Source organism: Achromobacter sp. DMS1 (assembly GCF_001270295.1).
The window spans coordinates 1-12,500 of sequence record NZ_LHSJ01000105.1 but is presented as its reverse complement, the minus strand read 5'-3'; the positions used below and the strand labels follow the sequence as shown (position 1 = coordinate 12,500).

Sequence of the window (12,500 nt, the reverse complement as noted above, 5' to 3'; positions counted from 1 at the left end):
AGTGGGTCAGTTTTCAACCGGCGTTGACACATATCGGCGACGACGGTGCCAAAGCCGTGGATGCGTTGATTGCCAGCGGTGTGGCGTGCCAGCAAGCCAAGAGACGCAGTCAAGCCTTGCCAGCGGAAGCCTATCTCTTCGAGCAAACGGTTTATTGGCTGAAGGAGATGGATCTGGCACATGGTCTTTCCGTTCGCGCCCTTGGCAATTCAGCGCGTTATGAGTTGCTGGTGGAAGCCGATGGCCAGGCCAGTAACCTCAAAGACGTTGGAGTGGGGGTGTCGCAGGTGCTTCCCGTCATTGTGGCCACCCTGTTTGCCCAGCCCGGCCATATCGTGATCGTCGAAGAACCAGAAAGCCATCTACACCCTCTGGCACAGAGCAAGCTGGCTGAGTTGCTGGCGCACGTAAGCAAGGAGCGCAACGTTCAGTTCATCGTCGAGACGCATTCAGAACATTTGTTTCGCCGCATGCAGACCTTGATTGCCCGCGAAGAAGTGTCCGTTGCTGCCGCCGCCATGTATTTCGTTGAACGTGATGGCAAAAATGCCAACCTTCTGCCTTTGGAAGTTGATGATCTTGGGCGGGTAAAAAACTGGCCCAAGCATTTTTTTGGAGACATCTTGGGGGAGACTCGCGAGCAAACGGCACTAGCCATCAAACGAGCGAAAGAGTTGAGAGCAAAAGATGGCGATGTTCCTAATTGATACTAACGTGATGCTCGCCGCCAGTGCGATCTCCGAGCTGTCCAACGTCGCTACACGCGCCATGCCGCGCGAGATTGAATTGCGAGAGTCGGTCTACGAGTGGCTGGTGCAGTTCGATCAGTCGGACGACCATATGGTGCTGGATGACGCCGGGTTGGTGCTGGCGGAGTACGAGCGCAACATGCCGTACAACTGGCAGGAACAGGAGTACGGGCTGCAGGTGTTGCAGAGCAAGCGAGATCGGATGCAGGTCGATGATGTGCCAATCGACACGTTCGAAGGCAATGGGGAACATATCGCCGTGTTGGCAGTTGAACACGAAGCAATCGTCACCGACCGTGAGGATCGCAAGTGGATTGCTTGTGCATTGGCCGCGATGATTATGTTCGAAGAATCACCTCCTATCGTCTACGGTGCGGAAACTGACTGGCATATCGCAAGAACGCAATTGGAGGATTTCGGAATTTTCTTTCTGCCCTTGCTGCCTGCTGCGTGGTATCAGGACAGGATTGGGTACCTATGACAGCCACCTTCTTTCGTTTTCCCACGACTCCGCACCTCGCCTGGCTAGCCAAAGACGGCGTGCCACGCGACGACAAGGTGTTGTCGCCCACCGAAGCGCAGGCGCTGTTGTCTGGCGATGTGGTCGTGGAGGAGAAGCTCGACGGTGCGAATCTCGGCCTGTCTCTATCACCCGACGGCACCGTGCTTGCTCAGAATCGCGGCCAGTATCTGGGCGAGCCCTATGTTGGTCAGTTTGCGCGTTTACCCGCATGGCTGGCGCAACACAAATCCAGCTTGCTTGCCGTGCTGCGTCCTGAGTTGATGCTGTTCGGCGAATGGTGCGCCGCACGCCATTCACTGGATTACGACACGCTGCCCGACTGGTTTCTGCTGTTCGATGTCTATGACCGCAGCAAGAGGCGTTTTTGGAGCACCTCCCGGTGCAACGCGCTGGCCTCAGAAGCCGGATTGTTCACTGTGCCGCGGATATTGAGTGGCCGCACCACCCTGGCCGCGCTGAAGCAATTGGTTATGGATACAGCCAGTCACTATCGCGCCGAGCTGCCGCTGGAAGGTGTGGTGGTACGGCGCGAATCAGCCGACTGGTGCGAGGCGCGTGCCAAGTTGGTGCGCCCGGATTTCGCCCAAGCGATCGACACCCATTGGCGCAAGCGCGCCATCGAGTGGAACCGGGTAGATTGGACGCGGACATGAATCCTTTGCAACGCACCATCATCGAAAAAACCGGCCACGACAACGGCTTTGAGCACGTGCTGTCATCCGCTGGCGATGCGGTAATACTGGCTTCGGCCCGCCATCGCAGCCAGGCGATAGTGACGGCATCGGCCGATGGCTTCGGCTTGCGCCTTCAACCGGCTACGCCCGCGCTGCTGCCGGAACTGTTGCGTAGTTTCCAACCGCGGGCCGGAGCTGATGACGTGTTTTGTGTGCTGACCCTGCCCGATTTGGCGGCTCTCTTGCGCCGCACGGCCAGTCTGTCGCAGGCCTTGCCGAATCAGGCAGTGCGCGACTACCACGCGGCCGTGGTGCAAGCTGTCGAGACGATGTCTGCCGGAGCCCGGGGCACGGAAGTCGAACGCCTGGTGCGTCAGCGCGTGGGGCAGGCGCATTACCGCGATGCCTTGCTGACCTACTGGGGCGGTTCCTGCGCAGTGACTGGCGTCGCGGTGACTGAAGCCCTGCGTGCCAGCCATGCCAAACCCTGGGCCGAATGTGCCGACGACGCCGAGCGGTTGGATGCCTTCAACGGCTTTCTGCTGGTGGCCAATCTCGATGCGCTGTTCGATCGCTTTCTGATCAGCTTCGACGATACCGGGCATCTGCTGACCAGCACCCGCCTGTCCCAAAGCGATCTACCTGGGCTTGGCATTCATTCGGGAATGACGTTGCGCTGGCTGGCCAGCGAGCACCGGCATTATTTACAGTGGCACCGCGAGCGCTTCCTGCTCGGTGCCTGATCGAAGGAAAAACATGGCCAAGGCCGAAGCAAGCGTTGAAGAACTGGTATCAATGATCGAGCGGGGCGAACTGCGCTTGCCAGAGATGCAGCGCCAGTATGTGTGGCGCTCCACGCGAGTGCGCGATCTGCTGGATTCGCTGTATCGCGGTTACCCATCTGGCGCAATCCTGCTTTGGGAAACGGATGAAGCTGTGCCGCTGCAGGATTTCGCGGTCAGCCAGAGCACGAATCCTTACCAGAGCATGCGGCTTCTGCTGGATGGTCAGCAGCGTCTGACATCGCTCTCTGCCGTCATTCGTGGCGAGCCAGTATCGGTGCGCGGCCGTCGTCGGCCTATCGACTTGCTGTTCAACTTGGAACATCCCGACCAGTTGGCGGTCGTGACCGAAGTGGAAGAGAGCGGCGACGACGAGGACGATGTTGACGACGATAGCGAACTGATTGGCGATGAGACGGACTCGACCGAGGACGAACTGCTCAAGCGCTTCAACAAGATGACTTTCGTGGTGGCCACGAGGAAGCTGGAGCAGTTGCCGCATTGGGTGAAAGTGTCGGAAGTGTTCAAGACCGACAACGATGCGCCGTTCCTCAAACTTGCGGGCATCAGTGGTTTTGACGATCCTCGTTACGAGAAGTACAGCCAGCGCCTGGCCCGGCTACGTGGCATCCGCAAGTACGTTTATCGGATGGATGTACTGGAACGGACGCTTTCCTACGATGAGGTCACGGAAATCTTCGTCCGGGTCAATTCACTGGGAGCCAAGCTGCGCAGTTCCGACTTGGCTCTGGCGCAGATCACCGCCAAGTGGCGGCACTCGCTGCAGACGTTCCAGGATTTTCAGAAGGCCTGTGCCAAGACGGGCTTTGACCTCGATCTCGGTTTGCACCTGAAGAACCTGATGGCGTTTGCCACCGGTCAATCACGTTTCCAGATCGTTGGTAACCTGAGCGTCGAGAAGCTGCAGAAGGCGTGGAAAGAAGCCTGCGAGGGCATGGAATTCGCGCTCAACTTCCTGCGTAGCAATCTGGGCATCGATAGCCCGGCGCTGCTGTCGTCGCCCTTCCTGCTGGTGGTGCTGGCGTATTTCGGACACAGCCGCAACTATGCGCTGAGCAACGATGAGGCCCGCCAACTGCGCTATTGGGCGCTGATGGCCAATGCCAAAGGCCGCTTCTCCCGAGGCTCCAGCGAAACCATTCTGGATCAGGATTTGGCAAGTATTCGTCAGGGCGGAGCGGTGAGCGAGCTGATCGACCGACTGCGCCTGCAGTTCGGCCGCCTGGACATTACTGCGGAGGAGCTGGAAGGCCGCAACCAGCGCAGCGCGCTGTTCAAGACCATGTTCCTGGCTTTCCGCGCTGCGGGTGCGAAAGATTGGCGCAGCCATCTGGCTATTGCTCTGGATCATTCGGGCGTCCAGCATCGCTTGCAGTTCCATCACATCTTTCCCAAAGCCGTACTGAAGACCAGCTTCAGTGCCCGCGAGGCGGATGACATCGCCAATCTGGCCTTCATCGGCGGCAAGACGAATCTCGCGATCAGCGACAAGGCCCCGGCGGTTTACCTGCCTCCGCTGGTGGACCAGCTTGGCGAGCCGGCGTTCGCAGCACAGTGCATCCCGGTTGAGGCATCGCTGCTGGAAGTGGAAAGCTACAAGGCTTTCTTGCTTGAGCGACGCAAGAGGATTGCAACGGCGCTGAACACGTTTGTTGGGCCTGCAGATTGAGCCGATGGACGGCTGTGTATGTAGCCAGGGGGCTCATACTGCCTGACCTAGCTACCGAGGTAGATGGCAGTGATTTTAACGCGCTCGTGTCCCAACTCACGGCTGATGGTCTGACGAGCATGGCGGTCTTCTATGCGCTGCGTTGGACTTAACTCCGTGGCTACTGGTCCACCTGCCGCTGGCGGCGGCCTCCCCGTCAACGTCTCATAACGGCTTTGCGCGTACTGATGGCGAAGGCCATGCATATGACTCAGACCTGCCGCCTTGCATTGTCCATCGTAGACGTGCCGCTGCTGGATGTAGGTCTTGTTTGCCGGGATCAGTGATCCTGTGCCCGCCAGGCGGTGTGCTGCGTGGAGCGCGTCGCGTTGCTCTCTCGTGGTGATGGGCACAGTTCGCTCCCGACCGCCCTTGGTCCACGATCCCTTGAGGGCGATGTGGTCGCCCCGATCTGCGTAACTGGGCTGGAACTTGATCGCTTCCTCCCGACGTAATCCGAAGGCGGCCTGTAGCTGAAGGCTCATGCGCACGTGGACATCGGTAATCTGTTCAAGACCTGTGCCCAGTTCTCTGGCCTTGCTGACGTTGGTCACATAGCGGCGCTCGGCCACGCCAAGCTGCATGTTGTCCGCCGGTAAGATGCCCGACTTGCCGATCTTCTCGACCCACCAGCGCAGATGAGAAAGCCGATTCTTGATGGTGCCGGATGACAAGCCTTCGCCTTGCCAGCGATCCAGCAGCGCCTGGACGTGCTTGCCCTTGAGCGACGATGCTTTCATCTGCCGGAAACCGGCCTCACGTAGTTGCCGCGCGGCCAGCGACAGCGAACGCATCCGGTCGGCCTGTGTGTTGTGGCTGCCGTCACGGTTGCGCTGGCAAAGCTGCCGCAGGGTGTAGGTCAAGTCGTCCATCGTCCGGCCTCCAAGCAAAGCGCCGTACTGCGTCGTCCTGAAATTCAGTGGTTAGTGTTGGTGCCAGCTCGCCAAGGCGAGATCCCGTGAGGGCAAGGGCATGGTGTTCAGGAGACACCAGAGCCTCGAATGAGGCGTCCGTCTTGCTTCCTGCTGGAAGCCCGGACGGAGTTACTACAAGACGAAAGTGATGCGAACGTGGACGAGTCCTCCTATGAAGTGAGTGGGATGAGAAATGCAGCGGCAGCCCTGTACCTTGCGCACAGGCAATTGCCGCAAAGGACAGTGCGCCAGGCGGCGGAGTAGGGATGAGATCAAACAGACGAAGAAGGCTCCGCCCTTGGGTAGGGCCGGTATGCGGTCGGAGCCTGGGCATACCTGGGGTGGGTCCGCCCTGACGGGCCAGCGCTTGCAGGAACCTGCGCTGTCGGGGGGGCCGATGTACGAAGCCCATCGGTCTTGGCAACTGCCCGGTCAGTTTAGAGCCGCCATCATCATGTATGCCGCACGCAATAGGAACTGGCTTTCGCCCGCATTGTTGGCGGTGTTGCGCGGGTCGTCACTGCGGCGTGCAGTGACGACCGCGTTTTGCAGCAGCATTTGCTACGCAGGGTGCTGCTGCCATCCCCTGGTCTGCATAGCCTGCGCTGCGATGTCCTCAGCGTTCGTCGAGGTGTTCATGATCTTGCGGATGTTGGCGATGTGCGCCAGGGCGGTTTCACGCGATGCCGGTTGCGCCGTCGGTTCAGGGCGGTCTTCCGTACGCGGCGGAGCGGCGGGCCGATTCTCGGCAGTCCTTGGGCTGGCAGACATCTCCTTGCGTCCTGCCCACAGGCGGAACTCGCCTGCGAAGACGCGCTTCACCAAGGCGAAGAAGTAGGCAACGGCATTGCGTACGGTGCCGCTTTGGGCGCGAGCCTGCAATTCGTCCAGCACTTCCTGGCGATGCTGCGGAGGCAGCCGCCGCAAGGCGTTCTGCACGTCCTTTTGCTGATCTGCCTGGGCATTGCTCAGGCAAGGCGGCAAGCTCACAGACTGCGATGCCGGATCGCCGTCGCCTTCGCGCGCGCGGTACGTACGTTCTTTTTTATACATATACGTCTTATACGTACTGCTCTGCTCACCCGTCATGTGGCGAGCATGCCCGGTCTGTTGCGGAACAAGCGTGCTGCCAGCGGAATCGCCGGACAATGGCAGTGGGTCGGCTGCCTCGTTCGCCTGAGACGGTGACATAGGGGGCAAATCATCGTCATCGCCGAGCTGATCGTGGGTCGCAATGGAGGCGGCTTCAGGTGCCTGCGCCAGCGTTGCCTGAATGTGAATGGCCACCCGATCCACCTGGTTGTTTTCGTGGCCGATGGAAGATTTCAGAAGCGCGGGCAGGCAGGCATCGAGCGTGCAAGCCTGTTGGAAGTCGAGGGCGCTTTCGTGAGCCTGATACAGCTCGCTGAGCACATGGCCGGTCAGAGGGTCGCGTTGCTGGCCTACCAGACTGATCCACCCCGTCAGCCGAAGCACGACGAGAACGCGCCGGGCCGTCTCGTACCCGGCCCTCTGCCCCAGCGGGGTGGAGGTGAGATAGCGGCGCAACTGCCCCAGATTTGCCAGCGGGCTGATGCCTTCCGCAGAGCGCAGCATGCCGTTGCGCTCCAACGGCGTGAGGCGGGCGTCGAGCATGAGCGAGGCCGGCGTAGTGAACAGGGCGTCTTGCCCCAGCGGATTGTGGCGGTTGTGATGGTCTGCCATGGGAGTTCTCCAAGGTTTGGGCCACAGTGGCCCGTTCCCCTGCATCTCATCGCGTACCGCTCCATGCGTCAGCCAACAATGCGGTCTGCGCCATACCCGTTTTATCCGGCAGGCTCAGCGCTGGCACCGGCATCCAGACTGATCTATCATCCCGATACCCCCTTGGGGGTACAACTGGGGGTACTTCCAGCAATTCCCGCAAAGGCCGTGGCCCGATTTCCCCGCGAAACCTAGTGTTCACGGCCCTTTGCAGACCGATCAACGTTTAAACGTGTGATTAACGTCTGACCAGGCGCTTCCCTTCCCGGGGGCCTCGCGTCAAAGCGCCGGGGTTCCCGAAACGCCGCCATCTCCCCGGGTGCGCCCCGGGGTTTGCATTGGGGCGACGCGATTGCTTCGCGGCGCTGGCCGCGCCGGTGCCGGCGGACCCGGCGGGTCGAGCTGCGGCGCCCGATGCGGGGCGGCGGGGCACTACCCATTTCCGCGGCAGTCGGGCTACAGTTCGCTGTCATGCGGAAGGCGGAAAACGGGCGAGGGGGCGCGCGTTTCGTCTTCCTTTTCATCAGATCCGCTTTGTCGAGAAATTCATGATTTCCATTGATATCGGCTGCGGCCGCAAGAAGATGGCCGGTTCGGTCGGCATCGATTTCTCGCCCATGAGCGATGCCGACGTGGTGCTGGACCTGAACCGGGAAAAATTTCCGTTCGAGGATAACAGCGTCGATTTCGCGTTTTCCTCGCATGCCCTGGAGCACCTGACGCTGGACGGATTCTTCAACGTCATGTCAGAGGTGTACCGCGTATTGAAGCCGGAGGGGCAGTTCAAGATCGTGGTGCCGTACTTCACGACGACGATCAACTATGCCAATCCGTTCCATAACAACCAGATCTGTTTCAACGAGCATACGTTCCGCTTTTTTTCCTCCGACGCGGAGACGGACGCGCTGCCCAAGTACCAGTACGAAACGCCCAGTTGCCGGCAATGGGGGTTGCGTTATTCCGCCAATAGCGAACTGGGCATCGAGTTCCGGACGCGCAAGATCGGCTTTTTCTATTTTCCGGAGTATCGCGATCTCGACGAGAAGTCCCGGTTTCTCGCGCGTTCCACGAGCACCAATGTGGTGGATCAGATCATTTATACGCTCGAGCCGGTGAAACCCTGTCCGATACGCCCGGAAACCGGGCCGGTCGCTTCGGGCGACGATCCTCACGTTTTCGTCGGCAAGCAGCTCGAATATTTGAAAGAACAGGTCCGCCATCTCGAGGCGCGGGGCGTTTCCGCTCCCGACGTGGCCGTGGCGCGGGAGTATGCCGAGAACACGGTGCGACAAGGCGATCTGTATGCGGTCGGCGGCATTCTGTCTCCCGTCAATTTCTTCGTATTCGAAATGGACGACCACATCCAGCGCATGCGCCGGCTGATCGATACGCTGTCCTGAACCGCCCGGCCTTGGGCCGCGGCACTTCCGCATGCTGTGGCGGTACCAGGCTTCCATTCCACCCGGCGCCCGCTGGTGCGATATCCGGGCGGCCGTGTCACAGAACCCGGACGGGTCAAGAACTCCTAACGTCGCCCTGGCGGGGCGATTGACGAGCCGCTTTGCCGGGCCTGGAATTCCCGTCAACACGGCTCCTCTCGATGACCCTGCTTCGGCGGGGAAGCTGCTGAGGGTTTTTGGTTGTCTGCAGATGCGTTTTCATTTTCGCCGGCCAACATCGACCGCGGGTTGACGTTGCCCAGCAGGTGGAGGGTGATCTTCAGCGACAGGAAGCGACGCATGCAGGCGGGTCAGATTCAAACCGGCTGACCCGTTGCGGTTCGGCAGCCAATGGCATCCTGTTCGACTTGGCGTATGCCGCTGAATAGCGTTGACAGCGTTCCGAAGTCCCATGCTTCGCATGCCACCCCGGTCGCCAGGGGAAGACCGCATTTGGCCGGTTGTAGCGCGCGAATGCTTCCTGGGGCCGCCCAATCAGCCGGGCGTGCTTGCTTAGCCAGTCAGGGTGGCGGGAGACACCGCTTGGCTTGTCCAGTTTGGCGCTGAATTCGTGGTGGAACAGGTCGGGCCGGAGATGGGCGAAGCAATGGTTTTGAATAGCAATAGCTCATGCCATGTCCCAGTTGCCCAGGCGCCATTCGACACCATGAGGCGATACTGGCTCTGATGCAGGCTCTATTCGGAGCCGTCCGATTCAAGGGCCTGGCTCATGGTCGGGAGGGAGCACGGCTTTCTCTTTCATCGCCACCCACGTTCCCGCCGCGCACGCAACCTGCACGGCGCCCCCTGCCGCCATCGCCGCCCGCAACCCTTCCACGCCGCCGCCCGCTATTGCATAAACCGTCCCCAGCAACGCCACTCCCGCCGTTGCTCCCACCATCCGGGCGACGTTGATGAGGGCGCTGGCGGTGCCGGCGCGTGCGGCGGGAACGGCGCCGATGGCGGCACCCATGAGGGGGCCGGTGGCCAGGCCCATGCCCAGGCCGGTGAGGGCCAGCCCGAACCCTGCGGGCAGCACGGAGGCGAGGTGTGCGCTGGCGCCGATCAGCAGGAGGCCCGTGCCGATGATGGCGAGTCCGCCGGCGGCGGCGACGCGCGAGCCGTATCGCGCGGCGACGGCGGCGGAGCAGGGGGAGACGGTGACGAAGACGAGCGCCATGGGCATGAGGGCGAGGCCGGTCTGCACCGCGTCGAAGCGGCCGGCGACTTGCCAGGCGAGGGGGAGCAGGAAGAGGGCGCCGTACATGCCGAAGGTCATGCCGGCGGTGGCGCCGCAGGCGCCGCAAAAGGGGCGGGAGCGGAAGAGGCCGAGGGGAACGAGGGCGGCGGAGCCGCGGCGCTTTTCTTCGCGGAGGAAGAGGGCGAGCGAGGCGAGGGCGATCAGGAATGCGGCGAGGGCGGCGGCGGGCGAGGTGTGGGACTGGATGGCGGCGTAAGCCAGGCCGCCCAGGGCAAGTGCGCCCAGGAGCTGGGCGGAGCCGTCGAAATGGCGGTCCTGGGGATCGGAGGATTCCGGCAGGGGTGGAGGAGCCCACCTCGCCTTCCTTGAGCCGTTGCTTGAAGTAGCCCAGCGAGACGTAGCCCCAGATATCGCGATCCAGGTCCAGGATGATGATGTTGGCGCGCGCCACCGCGTCGAACAGCGCGGACATCCAGTCATGCGGCTCGATCTGGATGGTGTGGCGGTTCTGCGTCAGGCCCAGGCCGGCCAGCACGCGCTGGCTGAAAGCGGGCCAGTCGATCTCGGGATAGGCCGAGAGATGGGCGTTGTAGTTGCCGGTGGCGCCGTTGAGCTTGGCCAGCGGCTCGACGGCCGCCACGGCCGCGATGGCGCGATCCAGGCGCGCGGCCACGTTGGCGAACTCCTTGCCCAGGGTGGTGGGGCTGGCCGGCTGGCCGTGGGTGCGCGACAGCATGGGCTGGTCGGCATGCGCCGCGGCCATTTCGGTGAGCTTGGCGGCGATTTCGCGCAGGCGCGGCACCAGCACCCGGTCGCGCGCGCGCGTCAGCATGAGCGCGTGCGAGGTATTGTTGATGTCTTCGGAGGTGCAGGCGAAATGGATGAACTCGGCGGCGCGGGCCAGTTCGGCGTCGTCGGCCACTTTTTCCTTGAGCCAGTATTCCACGGCTTTCACGTCGTGGTTCGTGACGCGCTCGATTTCCTTGATGCGGGCCGCGTCGGCCTCGGAGAAATGCTGGACCAGCGAGAGCAGGTGCTTGCGGGCGGCCGCCGAAGGGCGGCAGCTCGGGCAGGCCGGCGTCGGAAAGCGCGATGAGCCAGGCCACCTCGACCTCGACGCGGTGCGCCATGAAGCCCGCCTCCGACAGCAGGCCGCGCAGCGCGTCGCCGCGGGAAGCGTAGCGGCCATCCAGTGGCGAAAGAGCGTTGAGTTGGCTGAGCTGGTTGGCGATCTGCATGGGTCTGGAAGGGGGGTCTGGAGGGAAAAGGCCGTCGGACGGGGAAAACCCGACGATTTTATCATCCGGGGGGGCCCCACATTGTGGCAAACTGGCTAAACCGCAGGCTTGCGACGGCGGGGCCGCCATGCAGCCTGCTATACTTCGGCCGCTTTCCGACTCCGCTTGTGACTCCATGAAACTGATCGGCTCGCTTACCAGTCCTTACGTGCGCAAAGTGCGTATCGTCATGGCCGAGAAAAAGCTGGACTACCGGCTCGAACTCGAAAACGTCTGGTCCGCCGACACGCAGATCCAAACGTACAACCCGCTGGGCAAGGTGCCGTGCCTGGTCATGGAAGACGGCGGAGCCCTGTTCGATTCGCGCGTCATCGTCGAGTATCTCGACACCCTGTCCCCGGTTGCCCGCCTCATTCCGCAGCCCGGCCGCGACCGCGCGGCGTGAAGTGCTGGGAGGCCATCGCCGACGGCGTGCTGGACGCCTGTGTCACGGTCGTCAAGGAAAACCAGCGTCCCGAGTCGCAGCGCAGCCCCGAATGGATCGCCCGCCAGTACGGCAAGATCCACGCCAGCCTCGACGCCATGAACAAGAGCCTGGGCGAAAACGCCTACTGCATGGGCATCAACTACAGCCTGGCCGATATCGCCGTGGGCTGCGCCCTGGGCTACCTCGACCTGCGCTTCGCCGATCTCGGCTGGCGCTCCCGCCACGAGAACCTCACCCGCCTGTTCGAAAAGCTTTCGCAGCGCCAGTCGTTCATCGACACCGTGCCCCGGACGGCCTGAGGGACGCGCGCTCCCCGCGCCTCGCGCCCCAGCGAAAACGCCGCCTCCAGGCGCGTTTCGTTCGCGCCGGCGGGGCTCAGCCCGCCGCGTAGGTCTGCCAGGCCTTGACCAGCATGTAGCGCCAGCGCGAACAGCAGGCAGGCGAAGACCCGCTTGAGCGTGGCCACCGGCAGGCGGTGCGCCATGCGCGCGCCCAGCGGCGCGGTCAGCACGCTGGTGCACACCAGCGCCACCAGCGCCGGCCAGTAAATGAACCCGATCATGCCGGGCTGCGACGCGCCTTCGGACAGGCCGGACACCACATACCCCACGCTGTTGGCCAGCGCGATGGGAAAACCCAGGGCGGCGGAGGTGGACACGGCATTGTGCAGGGCCACGTTGCACCAGACCATGAAGGGCACGGACAGGAAGCCGCCGCCGGCGCCCACCAGCCCCGACAAGAAGCCGATGCCGGCGCCCGCCGCCGAGGTGCCCACCACTCCCGGCATCTGGCGGCTGGGCTTGGGCTTCTTGTTGCGCAGCATGTTCCAGCCCGAATAACCGACGAAGAGCGCGAAGAACAGCGACAGCCAGAGCGTGTTGAGCGCGGCAAACACCGCGCCGCCCGACAGCAGGCCGCCGACGATGATGCCCGGCGCCATGGCCGCCACGATGCCCCAGCGTATGGTGCCGCGCTGATGGTGCGCCCGGACGCTGGAAATCGAGGTAAAGAGGATGGACGT

9 protein-coding genes and 4 pseudogenes are annotated in these 12,500 nt (G+C 62.4%); 7 read left to right on the top strand and 6 right to left on the bottom strand.

Annotated elements, in window-relative coordinates; genetic code table 11:
* The 5 genes from AD428_RS25025 to AD428_RS13815 form a co-directional block, all read left to right on the top strand.
* Nucleotides 1-707 (top strand): AAA family ATPase (locus AD428_RS25025; protein WP_152968091.1); only part of this gene is annotated, 707 nt, incomplete at its 5' end.
* Nucleotides 688-1,230, top strand: a complete 543-nt coding sequence (locus AD428_RS13830) for a hypothetical protein (protein ID WP_053245569.1) — start codon at nt 688-690, stop codon at nt 1,228-1,230. The genes AD428_RS25025 and AD428_RS13830, both read left to right, overlap by 20 nt.
* Nucleotides 1,227-1,925, top strand: a complete 699-nt coding sequence (locus AD428_RS13825) for an RNA ligase family protein (RefSeq protein WP_053245568.1) — start codon at nt 1,227-1,229, stop codon at nt 1,923-1,925. Before AD428_RS13830 ends, AD428_RS13825 begins: the two co-directional genes overlap by 4 nt.
* Nucleotides 1,922-2,689 (top strand): HNH endonuclease, encoded by a 768-nt coding sequence (locus tag AD428_RS13820; RefSeq protein WP_053245578.1) that lies wholly within the window; start codon nt 1,922-1,924, stop codon nt 2,687-2,689. The genes AD428_RS13825 and AD428_RS13820 overlap by 4 nt, the downstream gene beginning before the upstream one ends.
* A gap of 13 nt (nt 2,690-2,702) precedes the next feature.
* Complete coding sequence (locus AD428_RS13815) at nt 2,703-4,418, top strand: DUF262 domain-containing protein (RefSeq protein WP_053245567.1); 1,716 nt, start codon at nt 2,703-2,705, stop codon at nt 4,416-4,418.
* A gap of 47 nt (nt 4,419-4,465) precedes the next feature.
* On the opposite strand, the gene AD428_RS13810 is transcribed toward AD428_RS13815, so the two are convergent.
* From AD428_RS13810 to AD428_RS13805, 3 genes are all read right to left on the bottom strand, one after another.
* A complete protein-coding gene (locus tag AD428_RS13810) occupies nt 4,466-5,329 on the bottom strand; it encodes an integrase domain-containing protein (protein ID WP_053245566.1) in 864 nt (287 codons plus the stop codon).
* A 474-nt stretch (nt 5,330-5,803) separates the two neighbouring features.
* Complete coding sequence (locus AD428_RS28905; protein WP_255352257.1) at nt 5,804-5,929, bottom strand: hypothetical protein; 126 nt, start codon at nt 5,927-5,929, stop codon at nt 5,804-5,806.
* Between the two features lie 3 nt (nt 5,930-5,932).
* Complete coding sequence (locus AD428_RS13805) at nt 5,933-7,075, bottom strand: STY4528 family pathogenicity island replication protein (RefSeq protein ID WP_053245565.1); 1,143 nt, start codon at nt 7,073-7,075, stop codon at nt 5,933-5,935.
* 587 nt (nt 7,076-7,662) lie between these two features.
* Here AD428_RS13805 and AD428_RS13800 point away from each other — a divergent pair.
* Complete coding sequence (locus tag AD428_RS13800; RefSeq protein WP_053245564.1) at nt 7,663-8,514, top strand: class I SAM-dependent methyltransferase; 852 nt, start codon at nt 7,663-7,665, stop codon at nt 8,512-8,514.
* A 754-nt stretch (nt 8,515-9,268) separates the two neighbouring features.
* Here AD428_RS13800 and AD428_RS26135 read toward each other — a convergent pair.
* Together AD428_RS26135 and purB are read right to left on the bottom strand one after the other, a co-directional pair.
* A pseudogene (locus AD428_RS26135) lies at nt 9,269-10,105 on the bottom strand (MFS transporter); the annotation flags it as partial.
* Nucleotides 10,091-10,992, bottom strand: a pseudogene (gene purB, locus AD428_RS26130) (adenylosuccinate lyase); the annotation flags it as partial. The pseudogenes AD428_RS26135 and purB, both read right to left, overlap by 15 nt.
* Before the next feature lie 175 nt (nt 10,993-11,167).
* On the opposite strand from purB, the pseudogene AD428_RS13780 reads away from it, so the two are divergent.
* A pseudogene (locus AD428_RS13780) lies at nt 11,168-11,778 on the top strand (glutathione S-transferase).
* Between the two features lie 76 nt (nt 11,779-11,854).
* On the opposite strand, the pseudogene AD428_RS13775 reads toward AD428_RS13780, so the two are convergent.
* Nucleotides 11,855-12,500, bottom strand: a pseudogene (locus tag AD428_RS13775) (sulfite exporter TauE/SafE family protein); the annotation flags it as partial.

Coding starts and splice junctions, on each gene's coding strand:
- AD428_RS13830 (WP_053245569.1), top strand. CDS start 688: ATGGCGATGTTCCTAATTGATACTAACGTGATGCTCGCCGCCAGTGCG.
- AD428_RS13825 (WP_053245568.1), top strand. CDS start 1,227: ATGACAGCCACCTTCTTTCGTTTTCCCACGACTCCGCACCTCGCCTGG.
- AD428_RS13820 (WP_053245578.1), top strand. CDS start 1,922: ATGAATCCTTTGCAACGCACCATCATCGAAAAAACCGGCCACGACAAC.
- AD428_RS13815 (WP_053245567.1), top strand. CDS start 2,703: ATGGCCAAGGCCGAAGCAAGCGTTGAAGAACTGGTATCAATGATCGAG.
- AD428_RS13810 (WP_053245566.1), bottom strand. CDS start 5,329: ATGGACGACTTGACCTACACCCTGCGGCAGCTTTGCCAGCGCAACCGT.
- AD428_RS28905 (WP_255352257.1), bottom strand. CDS start 5,929: ATGCTGCTGCAAAACGCGGTCGTCACTGCACGCCGCAGTGACGACCCG.
- AD428_RS13805 (WP_053245565.1), bottom strand. CDS start 7,075: ATGGCAGACCATCACAACCGCCACAATCCGCTGGGGCAAGACGCCCTG.
- AD428_RS13800 (WP_053245564.1), top strand. CDS start 7,663: ATGATTTCCATTGATATCGGCTGCGGCCGCAAGAAGATGGCCGGTTCG.